Here is a 17656-nt window from a genome sequence, read left to right as displayed (position 1 = left end):
TCCGGCGCGGCGTCGCGCCCCGTTTCCAGCGAGTGAGATCGAGATGAGCACGAAAGTTTTTGTCGACGGACAGGAAGGCACGACCGGCCTGAAGATTTTTGAATACCTGTCGCAGCGCGCCGACGTCGAAATCCTGCGTATCGAAGAAGCGAAGCGCAAGGACCTCGACGAGCGCCGTCGTCTCATCAACACGTCGGACGTCACGTTCCTGTGCCTGCCCGATGTCGCCTCGCGCGAATCCGCGTCGCTCGTCGAGAACGACCGCACGGTGCTGATTGACGCGAGCACCGCGTTCCGCACCTCGCCCGACTGGGCCTATGGCCTGCCCGAACTGGCCCGCTCGCAACGCGAGCGTCTGCGCACCGCGAAGCGCATCGCCGTGCCGGGTTGCCACGCGTCGGCCTTCGTGCTCGCGATGCGCCCGCTCGTCGAAGGCGGCGTCGTCGCGCCCGAGTTCGCCGCGCACGCCTATTCGATCACCGGCTACAGCGGCGGCGGCAAGAAGATGATTGCCGACTACGAAGCCGGCGGCAACGACCGGCTCAAGAGCCCACGTCCGTACGCGCTCGCACTCACGCACAAGCATCTGCCGGAAATGGCCGCGCATACGGGCCTGAAGTCGGCGCCGATCTTCACGCCGATCGTCGGCGACTTCTACAAGGGCCTCGCGGTCACCACGTACTTCTCGCCGGGTCAGCTCGCGAAGAAAGCGACGCCGCGGGACGTCCAGGCTCTGTTCGCCGAGTACTACGCGGGCGAAGCGTTCGTGCACGTTGCACCGTTCGACGCCGACGCGAATCTCGACAACGGCTTCTTCGACGTGCAGGCGAACAACGACACCAACCGCGTCGACCTGTTCGTGTTCGGCAACGAGGAGCGTTTCGTGACCGTCGCGCGTCTGGACAATCTCGGCAAGGGTGCGTCGGGTGCGGCGATCCAGTGCATGAATCTCGCGATCGGCGCGGCCGAAGACAGCGGTCTGAAGCGCTAGGCGCTTCGCGAGCGTCCGCAGTTCCCAAATAAAGCCGGTCTTTGCAGACCGGCTTTTTTGTTTTAATGCGCGCCCGTTAAAGTTGAAACGAAATGTTTCTATTCGGTAGTCACCCGGATTACTCAAAAAATAAAAATAAAATTACTCACTCGAATCGGTAATTCATTCCTCGCAATTACATCGTTCTGCATTATCTTCCGCATAGGGAAATTCCGGATTTTTTTGCGAACGAGCGTGCCACGATGATAGAGCCATTTTGCCAAGACGGCTGTCCAGAAAGGCTGTGCGGCAAAGCAACGATGCCGCATTCAGCGTGAAAAATCCTTTTCCGTTTAAAAGAACCGCGCATGTCCGTGCAGTGCGCACACGCTTAAATTCGCACTGTTTGAATTGCTGTTTTTAGACGGCTCATTCAATTGACAGCCAATAAGCGCACAGCAAAATGACTCCCGCACAATTAAACCAAGGGAGACAGCAGCATGTCGCACGCCATGACTCGCGGCCTGGCAATCGCCATTGCCACCGCACCTTTTCTTATCGCTTGCGGCGGCGGCAAAGCCGACAATCCGGGCCCCGTCACGCCGACGCAATGCTCGGGCGCGAGTTGCGGCACCCAGGGCGCGCCGACACCGAGCGCGACCACCGCGACGCTATGCCCCGACACCGCGGACATCGTCAAAGGCACCTACCTCGGTGGCGCGGGCAGCGGCGAAATCGTGCAGCTGAACATCGACGCGACCGCGATGACCTACACGCTGAAGTGGCTCGAGTCGCCGATTCCGCTCACTAGCGCGAGCGTCTCCGTCACCCGCAAGGGCACGCGGATCGCGGGCGCGGTGATTCACCCGCCCACCGGCATGCTGCCGACCGCCGAGCAGACGCGCTGCGCGTTCATCCTCGGCGCGGGCACCGGCACCGCGTCGGACGGCACGACCTACACGACGCCCGACTTCGTCAACAACCCGAACCCGCCGATGATCCTGATCGGCAACGGCGTCGCCGGCGGCGGGATTCCGGGCGCGACGGTCCAGTACGCGGGCATCACGCTGCTGCCCGGCCTTCCGGCCATCGGCGCGGTCAACAAGCGGCACTTCGACTTCTATCCGTTCCTCGGCTTCGCGAGCACCACCACCGACATCACGAAGCTGCCCGGCACCTATAACGCGCTGCTTTACCACCTGTCGCCGACCGCGAACTACGAAACCGTCGCCACCAACTCCGTCGAAACCTTCGACGCGAGCGGCAACTGCACGTCATCGAGCTCGACAGGCTGTCTGAGCACCGGCAACGCGTTGACGCTGAACGGCAACGGCTATTTCGACAGCACCAACCCGCCGCAGATCGTGCCGAGCACCGGCGCCGCGAGCAATCCGCTGCGCACCGGCAAGTACGGCACCGCGCACATGATCCTCGGCCAGCTCAACGGCGCGACGGTCCCGCTCGTGGTCCGCACCGGCTACGTCGACACGAGCAACCTGCTCTCCCCGCAAGTCGACGACGAATCCGGCATCGCGATGCTCGCCGCGGCGACGCCGCTCGCCTCGGGCGGCTTCGACGGCGGCTACGTCGGCGCGGATTCGAACTTCAAGTACACGGCTACGCTGGTTCAGGGCGCGGCCGCGACGTTCATCAATCCGTCGACGTCGGCCGCGGAAAGCTCGCTAGGTCTGAGCTACGGCGCGTCGAACCCCGGTCTCGTCAACGTGCAGGACGGCACGGGCCACGCCGGCCTCGCGATCGCGTCGGGCGGGCTGTACGCGACTGTAATTCAGGGCGCAGAAAACGGCGGCATCGCCTCGACGTCGGCGAATGCGGACACGCCGAGCGCGCCGTACTTCGGCATCGGCGCGCAGATCAGCAGATAAGAGCAACAGGCACCCGCTGCGCGCAACGCGCAGTCGACCCGCGCTGCTCAGTGCGGGACACATGGGCGGAAGGTGGCCGGAATGGGAGCCGGCCACACACAACGAGAACATCCGGGAGGCGGTATGAATTCGAAAATCATTTCGGTGCTGGCACTGTGCGCACCGTTGCTGGGGGCGTGCGGCGGTGGTGGCGGCGGCAGCAGTAACGGCGACGGACCGATGACCGAAACGCGGCTGTGCCCTGCGTCGCTCGATTACGGCACGGTCTTCACGGGCGGCGGCGGCGACGGCGAACTCGTCAAGCTGCAGCTCGATACGACGAAGATGACGTGGCAGGTGAGCTATATCCAGTCGCCGATTCCCGCCACCACCGGCACCGTCACCCCGACTCGCGCGGGCCAGACGGCGAGCGGCACGCTGACCCAGGAAACGCTGCTGCCGACAAGCAAGCTGAACCAGTGTGCGTTCCGTCTGAACGGCGCGAGTCTCGATGCGAGCCGGCCGGCGCGGATATTCGTGGGTGAAGGTGTAGCGGGCGGCACGATTCCCGGCGCGGAAATCTCGTTCGGCGGTGTGCTCGGCGTTGGCGCGGTGCCCGATACCACGTTCCCGTACTACCCGTTCATCGGCTTTTCGTCGATCGAGACGAATCTTGCGAACGTCGCGGGCACGTACAACCAGCTCGGCTATCACCAGGTGCCGTCGCAGAACTTCGCGCCGGTCGCGGTCGATTCGAAGATCACGATCAACAAAGACGGCACGTGGACCGAGTGCGACAACACCGGCGTCAACGCCGGTATCTGCCAGCAGCCCGGCAGCAACTTCCCGGTCGCGGGCGATAGCGGCAGCGGCGCGTTCGAAACCGACAATTTCCGGGGCCAAGCGAAGCCGACGCTCGCGACGACGCCCAAAGCGCGCGGCTACATGATCGTCGGCAAGCTGAAGGGCCAACTGGTGCCGATCCTCGTGCGCACCGGCGCCGCGAACCCGTCGGCGACCACGCCGGTCAACGGCTCGACCGGCCCCTACGCCGACGACGAATCCGGCATCTCGATCCTCGCCCCGCAAACGGCCACCGCGGCGAATGCGCAGAACGGCGAGTACATCGGCGTGGATAGCCAGTTCGATTACCGCACCACCGCGCTCGAGGGCAGCGAGGCCACGCTGCTCGATCCGTTCAACGCGTCGCAGGCTTCGCTCGCGACCGCACTGAATCTGGACTTCACGCAGACCGTGCCGGGCGTCGTGACGACCACGCAGGTGGGCGCATCGACCGGCACGAAGCCGACCGGAAAGATGATCTTCACAGGCGGTGTGTTGGGCTACCTCGACATGACCAACGCCGCTTCGCCGTACTTCACGATCGGCGCCTTCGTCCAGTGACCGGCGCCGCGCGCCGTGGTGCCTGCCTCGCCGGCAGAGCACGCGGCGACGCGGCGGCTCACGCCCTCCGAACCTCCCACTCAGCGGCCGGGCCCACGGCCCGTCGCCGCCCGTCGCGCGCGCTCGAGCGCTGCGGCGCCCGAAGAGGAACACGATGAATAAAATCTGTATCGCGATACTGGCGACGCTGCTGTCGGCCAGTGCCTACGCCCAGCATGCGGGCGACAACGTTGCCGCGCTCGGCTGGTTCCACGTGATGCCGCAGGATTCGAGCACGCCGCTCACGACCTACGTCGCGCCGACGCCGATCAACACGCCGCTGCGGCTGCCCAGTTCGTTCACGTCGCCCGGCACGGGTCTGTCGACCAACTCCGCCAACACGGTCGGCCTGGTGTTCAGCCATTACCTGACCGACCACATCGCGGTGACGACCGTCGCGGGCCTGCCGCCGACGTTCAAGATCTACGGCCACGGCACGATCAAACCGCCGGGACCGGCCGGCGCGCTCGGCCAGCAGGATCTGGGCGATCCGCAGGCCAATCCGATCGTGAAGAGCGTGCGCCAGTGGAGCCCGGCACTGCTGTTCCAGTACTACTTCAACACGCCGAGCGCGAAGCTGCGGCCGTTCGTCGGCGTCGGCGTGTCGTACAACTGGTTCTCCGATGTCCAGCTAAGCCAGAACTTCGTGCAATCGACGCAGGAGAACCTCGGCGCCGTGCTCGCCGCCGGAGCGGGCAAGCCGGGGCTGACGCAGGTGTCGGCGAAGGCGTCGTCGTCGTGGGCGCCGGTGTTCAACGCGGGCCTCGCGTACAACATCACCGAGCACTGGGGGCTCGTCGCATCGGTCACGTATATCCCGCTGAAGACGACGTCGTCGGTCATCATCAAGGCGGCGGATGGGACGGAGCTTGGCGTGTCGAAGGCGGATCTGAGCGCGAACCCGATCATTTCCTACCTGGCCGTGTCGTATAAGTTCTGAGTTCGGCCTGCTTTCGGATCGCGGTGGCGCTTGCCCGCACGCGGCGAATTTCGGGCAAAAAAAAGCCCGCCTAAGTTGGCGGGCTGAATCCATATCAGAGGAGACATGGAGGAGACAAGACGTACTATAGCAAACCGCTTGGTGCGTTGCAACATTAAAATTAGGGTTGACCCTCAAGTTGCAAACATACAACGGTCACATCAGTACGCTTCAGTTTCCCCTTGTCTGCCGGGAGGCGGGGTGCTTACTGGCGCACCAGCGCCATCATCGCGCCGAAACCGACGAACACACCGCCCGTCAGCCGGTTGAACATTCGCGCGACGCTGCGGCTCTTCAGCTTTACGCCGATGCGAGTGCCGAAACCCGCGTACACCAGATACCAGCTGACCTCGATCGACGCGAACGTCGCGAGCAGCACGCCGAACTGCGGCAACTTCGGCTGGGTGGCATCGATGAATTGGGGCAGCAGCGCGGCCGCGAACAGGATCGCCTTCGGATTGCTGCTTGCGACCAGAAAGCCGTTGCGAAACAGCGCGAAGCGCGAGCGCGCGGGCCTGGCCGAAAGTTCATCGACGTTCTGCGCGGCGGTTTCGTCGGCCGGCGCGCGCCATGCCTTGATGCCCAGATACACGAGATAAGCCGCGCCGATCATGCGCAAAGCGTTGAACATGGTCGGCCATGCCGCCAGAAACACGCCGAGCCCCGCGGCCGATACCGCCAGCATCAGCACCAGCGCCGACAGACAGCCGGCCATCGTCGCGCTCGCGCGGCGCAGGCCGTGCTGGGCGCCGTGCGTCATCACGAGCAGCATGTTGGGACCGGGAATCGCGGAAACGACGAAAACGGTGGCGGCGAACAGCCACCAGGTATGCAGAGTCATCGGAATCGGGGATAGGGAAATCGGGCGGCTATTATGCCTTGCCGCCCGGCATGGCTCCATGCGGCCACGTTACGTCGATCGCTCGCGTGCGGCGATCGACGGCCACCGTCAACGGCCGGCGCGCCGCGCCGCCACCTGGCCCAGCACGGCGAAATCCTTCTCGCCGTCGCCATGCGCGATCGCTTCGATCAGGCTGTCGCGAACCACGCTCGCGACCGGCATCGGGGTCGTCACCGCATCGGCGGCGGCGAGCGCGAGGCGCACGTCCTTCAGCCCCAGGCGCGCCTTGAACAGCGCCGGCTCGAAGCGCTGCTCGGCGATCAGCTTGCCGTAGCCCGAGTAAACCGGTCCCGGGAACAGGCCGCTCGTGATCACGTCGAGGAAGTCCTGCATCGCGACACCGTGGCCTGTTACGAGCGCGGACGCTTCGCCGAGCGTCTCGATCGCCGCGCCGAGCATGAAGTTCGCGGCCAGCTTCATCACGTTCGCCTGCTGCGGCAGCGAGCCGATGCGCCAGGTCTTCTGGCCGAGCGCGTCGAAAATCGGCTGGATCCGGTCGATCGATTCGGCCGGGCCGCCTGCCACGATCGTCAGCTTGCCGGCGGCCGCGACGTCGGGGCGCCCTAGCACCGGCGCGGCCACATAATGCACGCCGCGCGACGCGTGCGCGGTCGCCAGTTCCTCGGCGAGGGTCACGGAAATCGTCGCCATGTTCGCGTGGATCAGCCCGCGCGGCGCATGTTCGAGCAGCGACGCGGTGATGACTTCACGCAGCGCGGCATCGTCGGCGAGCATCGAGAACACGGCGTCGCCCGCAAACGCTTCTGCCGGCGTCGCGACGATCTGCGCGCCCAGCCCGGCCAGTGGCTGCGCCTTTTCCGGCGAGCGGTTCCACACGCGCACCTGATGCCCGGCTTTCAGAATGTTTGCAACCATCACGGCGCCCATCTCGCCGAGACCGATAAAACCGATGTCCATCTATCGCTCCGTCTTCTAAAGAACCCGAAGTAAAGCACACTCATGCGACAAGCGCAGGACAACCCGCAACCCGAGCGGTGCGATACTGCAGGCATGGTCACCGCGACATTCCGCTTCTACGAGGAGCTGAACGACTTCATCGCCCGGCCGCTGCGCCGGCGCGAGTTCACCTGCGTCTGCGCGCGCGACGCGACCGCCAAGCACATGATCGAGGTGCTCGGGGTACCGCATACCGAGGTCGAATTGATCCTGGTGAACGGCGACTCAGTCGGTTTCGATCATCCGCTCGCCGACGGCGACCGCGTCGCGGTCTATCCGAAATTCGAGGCGCTCGACATCCAGCCGTTGCTGCGCGTGCGCGAGCGGCCCCTGCGGGTAATGCGCTTCATCGCCGATGCGCATCTCGGCGGCCTCGCGCCGCTGCTGCGGCTCGCGGGCTTCGATACGCTGTACGACAACCACTTCCGCGACGCCGACATCGAGGCACTCGCCGCCGCGCAGCAGCGCATCGTGCTGACGCGCGACCGCGAGCTGCTCAAACGCCGCAACATCACGCATGGCTGCTACGTACGCGCGCTGCGGCCGCGCGAGCAGTTGCGCGAAGTGTTCGATCGACTCGATCTTGCGCGCAGCGCGCAACCGTTTCGGCTATGCCTGGTATGCAATGCGCCGCTGCGACGTATCGCGCGTGAGGAAGCCGGCCCGCGCGTGCCGCACGGCGTGCTCCAGCGGCATAGCCGCTTCGTCACCTGCGACGTATGCCGACGCGTATTCTGGGAAGGCACGCATTGGCAGAGGATGCGCGCGTTGATGGATAGCGTGTCCGCCGGCACACCGGAGCGCATCGGCTGACGCCGTGCGCTTGCGTACAATGCGGGTTGATCTATTTGGCAGAGGCCTTTCCTATGGCGATGAAAAAAACCGACCTTGAAAAGAACAAGGCGCTGAAACTGGGCAACGCGATGAAGCACGCGGCCGCAAGCCGTGGCGGCATGGGCACGGCGACCGAGCCGAAAATCGACCGGCGCGAGCAGCGCAAGCTCGACCAGGCGCAAGGCCTCGTCCCGTTTGCCTGCAAGCTCAACAGCGAGCTGGTGGAGGAACTGAAGACGCGCGCCGCCGCGCATCCGGACGGCCTGAACGGGCTGCTCGATGAAGTGATCCGGCGCGGGCTTGCGGGCTGATCCTCCGCCCGCAAAATCCGCCGCAAAAGCAAAAAGGCCAGAGCGCGAGCTCCGGCCTTTTTGCTTGCAACGCATTTGCCTCCACCGGCCGCATCGGCCGCCAAGCGGCGCGACGCAGCGGTACGACCCGCCTGACGGGCGGGCGTCGGCTTAGTTCTGCGTGCCCTTGTCGTTCGTGCCAGCGGCCGAAGCTGCGGCGGAAATCGGAGCCTTCTTGCCGTGGGTCTTCAGCTGCTTGATGTGGTGCTTCTTCGGTGCGCTTGCAGCTGCCGCAGGAGCGGCATCCGATGCCTGTGCGAAAGCCTGAACGGAAACGAGAGCGATCGAAGCGGCTGCGAGCGAGACGATAACTTTTTTCATGTGTAGATCCCCAAACCAGACGACTGAGTCAATGTGAATGAATACAGCTGCACGGTAGAGCGGGCTGGACTTCGAGGCGCCTTGCGCTCCCCGCGGGAGAGTATTACCCAAGCGTAGGCGTTTTGTCATGCGTAAAACTCGATATGTATTTTCCGGGAGACAGCCTGCTTTCAGCGTGCTTTCAGTCGACCGGCAAGCCATACCAGGGACATTCCCGAGTGCGCGAAAATCGCCTCCTGCGCCCTTCATCGACCGCTTCGCCGCGCTCAAACGAGGTTCCGCAGCAGGCTCGCGGTCTCCTGCAGCGCCGGCAAAACGCGGTGCAGCGCGGCGTTCGCCGACTCCTCGCCGATCGGCATGCTGACGCTGATCGCCGCGACCACCGTACCGTGCCGGTCGCGCAACGGCACCGCGACGCCGCGCACACCGATCTCGAGTTGCTGGTCGGTGACCACGTAGCCGTTGCGGCGGATTTCGCCGAGCACTTCCCTGAGCCGCTCGACCGTCGAATAGGTGTACGGCGTGAAAACCTTGATGGGATACGACGCGAGCCACGGGTCGATGCTGTCGGGCGGCTGGAACGCGAGCAGCACGAGCCCCGCCGACGACAACGGCGCCGGCGCGCGCGAACCGGTCACGAAACCGACCGCCATCGCCCGATTCACGCCGTTGCGCGCGACATAGACGACGTCGTGTTCGTCGAGGATCGCGACCAGCGCGGTTTCCTGCACCGTCGCGGTGATCCGCTGCAGGAACGGCTGCACGGTGCGCGGCAGGCGCGCCGAATCGAGGTAAGACTGGCCGAGCCGCAGCACCCGCGGCGCGAGCCAGAACAGCTTGCCGTCGGTGTCGACGTAGCCGAGCTCGCGCAGCGTCAGCAGATAGCGACGTGCGGCCGTGCGCGACAGGCCGGCGCGCGCGGCGACCATCGTGGGCGTCATGCGCGCGTGCTCTTCGTCGAATGCTTCGATGATCGCAAGCGCCTTCGCGGCACCCGCGATCCAGTCCTTGTCGTCCATGTCGTTTGCTCGTGGAAGTGAGCGAGGGTTCGCGGTCCGCTCGGCAAGTCGCTCGACCACGGAGATTCACACGCCGGCGACCGCGCGGCCGTTGCGCGATTATCGCGCGACTCGCGGGCTTTGCCTGCCCCGCTGCGCGAGGCCCGCGTATCATGTGAGCGATTCCTTACCGGCCAGGCACCGTACGGTGCGCCTGCGCGGTTTCCCAGCACGATCCACACGACAAATCAGAAGAACACCTTGAATCCCGATACCCGCCAACACCTGCGCGCGAACGTGCTGATGCTGATCGCCGCGATGATCTGGGGCTCTGCGTTCGTCGCACAGCGGCTCAGCCTCGACACGATCGGCCCGTTCCTGTTCACTGGTTTGCGCTTTCTTCTCGGCGCGCTCGTCGTGCTGACGATGATCGTCTGCGTGCGCCGCCCGGCGCTCGCCGAACTGACGAAGCGCGCCCCTGGCGGAGCCCGTGAACTGCTTGGCGCGGGCGGGCTGCTCGGCGTCGTGCTGGCCGTGTCGATCTCGCTGCAACAGATCGGCCTGCAGTACACGAAGATCGCGAACGCGGGCTTCATCAGCTCGCTGTATGTCGTGATCGTGCCGCTGCTCGGCGTGCTGTTTCGCCACCGGACCGGCCTCGGGACGTGGCTCGGCGCGCTGCTCGCGGCGGTTGGCATGTACTTCCTGAGCGTCGACGAGCACTTCTCGATGCTCTATGGCGACTGGTATCAGCTTGCCGGGGCGCTGGTGATTTCCGCGCAGATGATGCTGGTCGGCCGCTTCGCGGCGCGCCACGACACGCTGATGCTCGCGCTAGTGCAGTTCGTGACTTGCGGGCTCGTGTGTCTGGCGATCGGTGTTGTCGTCGAACCCGTCAGCGCCGAGGTGATCGCGCGCGCCGCGCCGACGATCGCGTACGGCGGAGCGTTGTCGGTGGGGGTTGCGTATACGATCCAGGTGGTCGCGCAGCGCTACGCGGCGCCCTCGCATGCGGCGGTGATTTTTAGCATGGAAGGTGTGTTCGCGGCATTCGCGGGCTGGCTCGTGCTCGGCGAAACGCTCACGGCACGCGCGTTGTTCGGCTGTGCGCTGATGCTGGCGGGATTGATCGTGTGTCAGGTACTGCCGGGGTGGAAGCGTGCCCGGCAGCGTACGCCGCAGACGTCGTAAAAAAGTGGCTGGGTAGTGAGGCGTTGAGCGGGCTGTCAGGACCGACTGCCGAATCGACAACAGGATTATCAGCGGTTTACAACGCCATTCGACGCCAACGCGCGGTGCACGCTGCCCGGTGCGCGCCGATAGGCGTCTTGCCCATTCGCCCAACTATGCCGCGCGCGGATGGGCGAGCAGGCTCGGCGTATCGGCGGTCGGCGGAAACACGCACCAGCAGCCGTCGTCGTGACGAAAGAAGAACAAACCGCGCCCGCCCTCTTCCGACGACGTCTGCACCCTCACATAACGCCGCCCGCCCGTGCGCGTGCGGCTGAACTCCGTCACGTGAACTGGTTCGGCCGGCGACGGCGCCAGCCACTTCTCGACCAGAAACCGCAACGACTGCTCGCTCGCGGCTCTCATGATCTGCTCCGGAACAGCTTGTCCCGCAGCGCGTCGCGCGTGGACTCGGGGTTGTCGTCGTCGCAAGTGGAGTCGCCGTTCTCGGCGGCCTCGGCGGCCGCCAGCGCCATCACCCGATTAGTCGCGGCAGCGCGTAACGAACTGCAATGGGCCGCATGTCGAAGGTCCGAGAGAAGACGGACTAACTGTCGTGCTGATCTGCGTTTCATACATCCCCCCGCACTGCACCAGAAACCTCACAAAGCACTTTAACTTTATGCCGGATTCTGCTCTGGCCAAATGGTTTTGACTAAATAGCAACAGTTGCGCTTGCAATAAGAACGTACGCAATCTTCGTACCGCGTTATCAATTTGCGCGTTCGGTCGACGGAAATCTGTGCGTTGGCGAGCGCTTCGCATCGTGCGAAGCATGGTTGTGGCGGCCTATTGTCGGCGCGGGAGCAACGGATGCGTCGTTCGGAGGCGGCAGTTATCCACAGCCACCTCTGAATAACCTCGGGATAGCGCGATGAACAGCCTGTGCGCGGATTCTTGATAAAGGTGGGGGTCGGTTAATAGGTGTTGGAACTTATCCAACTTATGTAGTTTTTCTACCGACGTGTTCCGCAGGGTTATGGATTTCGCATGCTGTTGAAGCGGCGCGACATTTGCAAGTTATCCACAGAATCGGTTAACCCTTGTTAACTACTACTACGTATGTATACGTATCAAGTAAACACCATAAGGTGAATATCGCTGCGCGCCTGAATCAGAGGCTGATCTGACCTTGACCAGCCTCGATGCGAAAGCGGCGGCGCCTTGATCACGGCACCAGCGTCGTACCGCTCGCCGGTTCGATTGCTGCCGCCTGGCCGATCGGGTCGGCGGGTTGGGTGACGGGTGAGGACGGCGTTAACGGAACGGCTACGGGCGCGGTTAACTGCACCGGCGTGGGCGCGGGCACTAACTTGACCGCCTGAGCCGTGACTGGCGCCATTCCTGTGACGGGCGTGCCTGTCGTCAGCGGGACGGGCGCTGACGACGTCGCCTGAACCGGCACGCTCGGCGCCGCCGGAACGGCAGCGGGAGTCGTTGGCGGTATCGGCTCGGGCACCGGCTCAGGAATCGTCAGTTGGAGCGGCGTGGTCACCTGCATCGGCAGCGTGCGCGTTTCGATCGCACTGCTCGTCACCGGCTGCGTGCGCACGACGGTCTGCAGATAATGATCGACGAGGCTGAAGAAGCGATCGTAGAACTTGCCCGACGGAATCGTCTCGCTCGAGATCTTCACCATCGCATCGCTATTCGAGCGGATCGGCAGCGACAGCGAACCGAGTACGCTCAGCCCGACGCTCGCCGACGTATCGCTCTTCTTCAACGCGAAGCCGTTCTGCACCGCGTTCACATAAACGATGCTGGTATCAGCCGCCTCTTCGCCGGGCGTGCAGACGACGTGAAATTCGACGACCACGTGCGAATCGCCGTTCGGCTGAAAATTCTTCGTGCCGTCGACGGTATCGGGATGCGACATCGTCGTCAGATAGCCCTGGCTCAGCAGCGCGCGGCGCGCGGCTTCGCAGCTATCGCCGGTACTCGAATTGAAATTGCGCGCGTACGGGCTTGCGCCGGTTTCGAACAGTTCCTGAGTGAATTTGGGTTGCGGCGTGCTGCTGCATGCCGTGATCGCGAGCAGGCCGAACAGGGCCGCGGCGGTGGTGCGGGAAAAGGAGATCTGCATGATCAGGTGCAAGAAGCGCCTCGTGAGCGCGAATGGGAATGCATTGTAGAGCGGGCAGCGTCACGTGCGTAAAAGGCGTGCAAGGTGCAGCCCAGGCCCGGTTACGGCGGGTAACAGCACATCGGCTTGATGGAGACAGCAGGAGCTTCGCAGCAGCGTGAGCAGTCGGAAATCGGACAAGAAAACGCGCGAGCGCGCTTACTTCGACGGCGCGCGCGTCGAGCCGACTGTCGCGGCCGAAGTCGACCCAGAGGCTGCGCTCGATGCCGCGACCGCCCCGCTTGCCGCCGGTGCCGCAGCTGGAGTGAGCGCTGCCGGCACGCTGAACGCGTCGGCCCACGGGTTCGTGCCGGCGCAACGATCGGCCTCGCACGACGGAGCCCGTCCAGCGGCCTCTGAAGCGCCGTCTGCGGGCGTCGCAACCGCCGCGAAATCCTCGACACGCAGATTCACCTTCTGCGCATAGGCCTTCGAGCCGCCATAGCTTTTGAGCGCGGTGTCCAGATCGCCGTTTGCCGAGCGCATGTAGCCGTACAGAATCGCCGAGCCGGCTTCGATGTTCGCACCCGGCTCGGTCAGGTCCTTGACGTTGCGCAGCAGCCCGCGGTGCGCCTGCGGCACGACCTGCATCAGCCCGGTCGCGCCGTTGGCGCCGCGGGCTTTTTCCTTGAAGCGGGATTCGATGGAGATGATGGCGAGCAGCAGCGCCGGAGGGAGGGAGTATTTGTTGGCGGCGGATTGCACCGCGTCGGAGATCTTTTGAGCTTTTTCTTTGCCCACACCGAACTTCTGCGTCAGGTACGCCGATATTCGGTCAGTGTTTTCGTCGGCCGCGGCGGTTTGCGCGAGGCCCAACGAAAGCACGATCAGGCAAAGTAACCGGCTCATGGCGGACGACGGAGGAAGCAAAGATCCGCGCATTATAGCGCCGCCGTGCCGGGCGGCGCCTTTCTTCGACAATTTTTGTCTTTTAAATCAAGGGCGACCAGAACTGTTCGCATTCTTCGATGCGCTTATCTGAGCGCGTTGGCCTTCAGGTCGTAGCCGTCGGTCAGCGTCGCGAGGAACGCGGCGACGTCGTCGATATCGCGCTCGGACCAGACCGGACGCTCGCCTGTTTTGCGGGTCAGCGGCTCGTCGGTCGTGTCGACGTTCACACGCAATGCGACCGGCAGATCGTTGAATTTGTCGACTTTGCCGTGGGCATCCTTCGGATACCACCTGTCCGGGTTCGTATCGCGTTGCACGTAGAAACGCAGCGCATCCTTCAGCGTATGGAAGCGGCCGTTGTGGAAAAACACGTGACGCGTCGCGGTATTGCCCAGCGATACCGACTTGAACAGCCCACAGTTCAGCTTGTCGCTCTGATCCATGCGCAAGGGTCCGCACAGGCCCATGTCGAAGTACTTCGGATCGGCGTTGACCTTCAGCTCCGGATTGCGCGGCACGCCTAGCGCCTGAAAGTTGAAGTCGGTGAAGAGCGGATGGGCGCCGTTCACGCCCGACTGGTCGGTGTGACAGGACGCGCAATTGCCGGCGGCGGGGTCGTCGAACAGCTTTTTGCGGTGCAACTCTCGTGCAGTTAGTTGCACTTTTCCATCGAGGTAGTAATCGAACTTGCTCGTGTACGGATGAAAACTCGGGTCTTCGAGCTCGAAGCGCTCGATCGCGTACATCGCCTGCGTAAACGCTTTCGATGGATCGGCAAAGATGTTCTGGCCGAACACTTCCTTGAAGCGCGTCGCGTACGGCGCACGTTGCATCTTCGCGAGCAAGGCGGCCGGATCCTTGTTGGCCACCTCGTTCGGGTTGAACAGCGGGAAGCTCGCCTGATCGTGCAGATAGTTGAAGCGCCCGTCCCAGCCGAAGCCGCCGACCGGCGCGTTATCCGTTTCGCAGAGCGTCCTTCTGGAGCACCGGCGACGCGGTGATGATCGGCACCCACTTCTGCAGGAACGTGTTCGCGCTCGTCAGGCCGCCCGGCTGACCGTTCACGCAAGGCAGCGGGCGGACTTTAGGAGGGGGTGCTCATGACATTTCCATGAAATTTTTGACGTTATTTCATCGCTAAGTTCGTCGAAGAACGTCGAATGTGTCGGCATCGCGCATTTGCTCGCATGGCGACGGGATGCCCGCTCGCTTCACGCTTCGAGCGGATTTGAGACAATGCAGGTCGGCCGTGCGTATGTTGCGCACCGCATCGATGAACAACCGATGTTTTCAGCTATGAGCAGAACCGCGTTTATTCCCAGCGTCCCGGGCACCTCGGAGGACGACTTCGAGATTTCGGCGAGCGCGAAGATGGCCGGCTACCGGCGCTTCTTCGGCGTGTTGAAGGTGGTGCGCACGACCGACGGCCGCGTGCTGTTTCCGTTCGACGGCGCACCTGAGCTGGGCCCGCATCCGAGCCGCGTCGAAGCGCTCGCGGCCGCGCAGGTGTATGGCGAACATATCGTCGCGAGCGATCTGGCGCGGCCGGAGTTGTAAGCCGGGACGTTCTCGAACTGCTTGCGTCCCCCTGGGCGAGACATCTGCGTCAGCGCACCCGCACCCGGCGTGCCGCACCTGCCCCTGAACGCGCGGCGAGCACACCCCCGAGCACGCCGCCGATATGGCTCTGCCACGACACATCCGGATAGATCGGCAGCACACCGAACAGCAGGCTCAGACCGTAGCTGCCGACCACCACCAGGGCCACGAGGATCGACAGAAGATTTCGCGTGTAATAGCCGCGTGCAACCAGGTAACCTGCATAGCCGAACACCAGCCCACTCGCGCCGATATGCACCGAATACGGCGCGCCGAATAGCCACGCGCAAAGACCGGCGCCGAGCATCGCGCCGATGGTCGCGCGCCAGAAGCCGCCGATGTCCGGCCACGTACACAGCCAGCCGAGCACGACGAGCCCACTGGTGTTGGCGGCGATGTGTCCGACGCTCGCATGCAGCCACGGCGCGAACAGAATGCCCTGCAAGCCGCCGAGCGAACGCGGCACGACGCCGTGCTCGTTCAGATGCAGGAACGGCAACGCAACCGACAGAATGAACACGGCCCACATCGAACCGACGAACAGCGCGATCAGCACGACGCGCGACTTGAGCTTCCCGGTCAGCGTGTTGGGGGATGAGGTCTTCATGGTGACGAGGCCACGGGGGATGTCGACAGAGGGTAGTCGATGTGGCGTCGTCAAGTCGAGGCATCGTGAAACGACAGATGCCGGTTGAAGCGGTGGGTGTTTCGTCAGCCGCACCGCGTGACGGTGCGGCTGATTTGGCGCGAGCCTGCGGGTCGGTGTGCTGCGTGCTCAATCAAATTAGAAGCGTATACAGAACCGGTCCAGCGCCCGGCTCAACGGAAAATACCAATAAATCAATAAGGTACCGAAATGGTAAACGCTTTGGAGCATGCTGCAGCCGACCAAAATGCACAGCAATGAGGCCAAGCCGACTTCGCCGCGTTTCCGAATTAGAACCGCATACGCCGCGTTCCGCCTGACTTCGCGGGCTTGGGCCTCAAAACTGGATTGCTAAGCCGGATGGGCTTAGACCGTCACGGAGCGATGACTCGCCTGGGCGTCCGCGGCCAATAGGCCGACGGTAAAGAAAGCCCAGCATCCCATCAGTTTCGTCGATTCAACCTTCTAGGCTTGAGCTGGCCGCCTGCGACCACGCCAGTTTGTGGCGTGGTCGCGAAGCGCTAGTGAGATGAAGTCGCCGTTGGAGGACTGCCACGCGACAACTTCTTCGCTCGGAACCTAGCCGCGTAGTCTTCGTCGGCTGCGGTTGACTTCGATGTTTGCGCAGCGGCGGGAACGACAATCTGCTTGGTGTCAATGCCAGCCGCGGCTGCCTGGGCCTCGCCCCATTTGCGGTCACGATGTGCTGTTGCCCTCATTTTTGCATCTGTTATGGACGCCCCCTCCATCTCGACAATGTCGCCGTTAGCCTCTCGAACTGCCTCGGCGGCCGAAATCTGCTCGTCCTGCGCGACGGTCACGCGGTCGCGAGCAACGCGTCGTTTCTGGTCATTTCCAGATTTTCGAATAGAGTCAGATTCCAGCGTCAAATCAAGCTCGGCCCATCTCATTCCGCGAATTCGTTCCCTATCCGCACGGATAATCTTCCGCAAACCCTCCTCGCCGTTGGGCATCTTCCAGATTAGGACGTTGGGACTACCTTCCAACCGCTTCACGGGAATCGATAGTGGGCCTCGGTCGGACTTAGGTATCCGCATGTGTTCTACCCACAGCTTCTCGAGTTCCGTTGACTTATATCTAGTTTTGAACTTGAAATGCACTAGTCCGTTACGAACGGTATAGGGCTTCCATGGAACGAATCTGCTAAACACTTCCCTCGTCGACAGCTTCCGCCTCGCATCGCCACGTCGCTTTTCTTGCGAGCGCATGAAGTTGAGGGCTGGCGACCCATCCAACCCTGCCCGGAGACTGAGGTTATCGCGAAGATGCGACCTATCAGCATGCAAGTTATGGAACGCCATCGCTTTAAACATGAGTCTTTCAAATTGCCGAAGCGATACACCACGCGCTCGCGTTGCCTGTCTTCGCTCTTCCTGCTGAATCTTGTCTTTTTTCCGATTGTAGCCGCTCGCTTCTTCCTCGCAGAGCTGCACCATTAAGGAATTGAAGTTCTGTATCGGCTCCGGTTGTCTGGACAAGCTTTTGCAGCTCAGGCGGCCAGCTTCATCAGCCTTTCCTGACGGGCTTCG

At 63.4% G+C, this 17656-nt stretch carries 17 protein-coding genes and 1 pseudogene; 8 read left to right on the top strand and 10 right to left on the bottom strand.

The window, feature by feature from the left end; translation table 11 throughout:
• The first annotated feature begins 43 nt into the window (after window positions 1–43).
• The 4 genes from argC (at window position 44) to EVC45_RS37705 (ending at window position 5218) form a co-directional block, all read left to right on the top strand.
• Window positions 44–991, top strand: a complete 948-nt coding sequence (argC, locus tag EVC45_RS37720) for an N-acetyl-gamma-glutamyl-phosphate reductase (RefSeq protein WP_129963210.1) — start codon at window positions 44–46, stop codon at window positions 989–991.
• A gap of 479 nt (window positions 992–1470) precedes the next feature.
• Window positions 1471–2856: a DUF2957 domain-containing protein gene (locus tag EVC45_RS37715; RefSeq protein WP_129963209.1), complete on the top strand. Its 1386-nt coding sequence runs from the start codon at window positions 1471–1473 to the stop codon at window positions 2854–2856.
• Between the two features lie 123 nt (window positions 2857–2979).
• Window positions 2980–4239, top strand: coding sequence for a DUF2957 domain-containing protein (locus EVC45_RS37710; RefSeq protein ID WP_129963208.1), 1260 nt, complete (start codon window positions 2980–2982; stop codon window positions 4237–4239).
• Between the two features lie 154 nt (window positions 4240–4393).
• On the top strand, window positions 4394–5218 hold the full coding sequence (locus tag EVC45_RS37705) for an OmpW family protein (protein ID WP_129963207.1): 825 nt from the start codon (window positions 4394–4396) through the stop codon (window positions 5216–5218).
• Window positions 5219–5462: 244 nt separating this feature from the next.
• Here the strand turns inward: EVC45_RS37705 and EVC45_RS37700 are convergent, their stop codons facing one another.
• Both EVC45_RS37700 and EVC45_RS37695 read right to left on the bottom strand, forming a co-directional pair.
• Window positions 5463–6098, bottom strand: a complete 636-nt coding sequence (locus tag EVC45_RS37700; protein ID WP_129963206.1) for a LysE family translocator — start codon at window positions 6096–6098, stop codon at window positions 5463–5465.
• Window positions 6099–6206: 108 nt separating this feature from the next.
• On the bottom strand, window positions 6207–7076 hold the full coding sequence (locus EVC45_RS37695) for an NAD(P)-dependent oxidoreductase (RefSeq protein WP_129963205.1): 870 nt from the start codon (window positions 7074–7076) through the stop codon (window positions 6207–6209).
• A 93-nt stretch (window positions 7077–7169) separates the two neighbouring features.
• Here EVC45_RS37695 and EVC45_RS37690 point away from each other — a divergent pair, with 93 nt between their 5' ends.
• Both EVC45_RS37690 and EVC45_RS37685 read left to right on the top strand, forming a co-directional pair.
• A complete protein-coding gene (locus EVC45_RS37690) occupies window positions 7170–7928 on the top strand; it encodes a Mut7-C RNAse domain-containing protein (RefSeq protein ID WP_129963204.1) in 759 nt (252 codons plus the stop codon).
• Between the two features lie 53 nt (window positions 7929–7981).
• A complete protein-coding gene (locus EVC45_RS37685; RefSeq protein ID WP_129963203.1) occupies window positions 7982–8260 on the top strand; it encodes a hypothetical protein in 279 nt (92 codons plus the stop codon).
• Between the two features lie 150 nt (window positions 8261–8410).
• On the opposite strand, the gene EVC45_RS37680 is transcribed toward EVC45_RS37685, so the two are convergent.
• On the bottom strand, window positions 8411–8620 hold the full coding sequence (locus EVC45_RS37680; protein ID WP_129963202.1) for a hypothetical protein: 210 nt from the start codon (window positions 8618–8620) through the stop codon (window positions 8411–8413).
• 266 nt (window positions 8621–8886) lie between these two features.
• Entirely contained in the window at window positions 8887–9639 is a 753-nt protein-coding gene (locus EVC45_RS37675; RefSeq protein WP_018418696.1) for an IclR family transcriptional regulator C-terminal domain-containing protein, read from the bottom strand.
• A 240-nt stretch (window positions 9640–9879) separates the two neighbouring features.
• On the opposite strand from EVC45_RS37675, the gene EVC45_RS37670 reads away from it, so the two are divergent.
• Window positions 9880–10809 carry a DMT family transporter gene (locus EVC45_RS37670; RefSeq protein WP_129963201.1) on the top strand — a complete coding sequence of 310 codons (930 nt, stop codon included), beginning with the start codon at window positions 9880–9882 and terminating at the stop codon, window positions 10807–10809.
• Between the two features lie 153 nt (window positions 10810–10962).
• On the opposite strand, the gene EVC45_RS37665 is transcribed toward EVC45_RS37670, so the two are convergent.
• From EVC45_RS37665 to EVC45_RS37650, 4 genes and pseudogenes are all read right to left on the bottom strand, one after another.
• A complete protein-coding gene (locus tag EVC45_RS37665) occupies window positions 10963–11214 on the bottom strand; it encodes a hypothetical protein (RefSeq protein ID WP_129963200.1) in 252 nt (83 codons plus the stop codon).
• Between the two features lie 802 nt (window positions 11215–12016).
• A complete protein-coding gene (locus EVC45_RS37660; protein ID WP_129963199.1) occupies window positions 12017–12931 on the bottom strand; it encodes a DUF2242 domain-containing protein in 915 nt (304 codons plus the stop codon).
• A gap of 198 nt (window positions 12932–13129) precedes the next feature.
• Window positions 13130–13819, bottom strand: coding sequence for a lytic transglycosylase domain-containing protein (locus tag EVC45_RS37655; RefSeq protein WP_129963198.1), 690 nt, complete (start codon window positions 13817–13819; stop codon window positions 13130–13132).
• A gap of 125 nt (window positions 13820–13944) precedes the next feature.
• Window positions 13945–14790: pseudogene (locus EVC45_RS37650) on the bottom strand (cytochrome-c peroxidase); the annotation flags it as partial.
• 367 nt (window positions 14791–15157) lie between these two features.
• Here EVC45_RS37650 and EVC45_RS37645 point away from each other — a divergent pair.
• Window positions 15158–15418: a DUF6723 family protein gene (locus EVC45_RS37645; RefSeq protein WP_129963197.1), complete on the top strand. Its 261-nt coding sequence runs from the start codon at window positions 15158–15160 to the stop codon at window positions 15416–15418.
• Between the two features lie 49 nt (window positions 15419–15467).
• Here the strand turns inward: EVC45_RS37645 and EVC45_RS37640 are convergent, their stop codons facing one another.
• Entirely contained in the window at window positions 15468–16067 is a 600-nt protein-coding gene (locus EVC45_RS37640; protein WP_129963196.1) for a rhomboid family intramembrane serine protease, read from the bottom strand.
• A 560-nt stretch (window positions 16068–16627) separates the two neighbouring features.
• On the bottom strand, window positions 16628–17656 hold a 1029-nt coding region (locus EVC45_RS37635), incomplete at its 5' end, for a hypothetical protein (RefSeq protein ID WP_168991612.1).

Origin of the sequence: Paraburkholderia sp. UYCP14C, from assembly GCF_004197395.1 — a bacterium.
GTDB lineage: Bacteria > Pseudomonadota > Gammaproteobacteria > Burkholderiales > Burkholderiaceae > Paraburkholderia.
The sequence above is the reverse complement of the archived record's forward strand: the minus strand, read 5'-3'. Positions and strand labels throughout refer to the sequence as shown.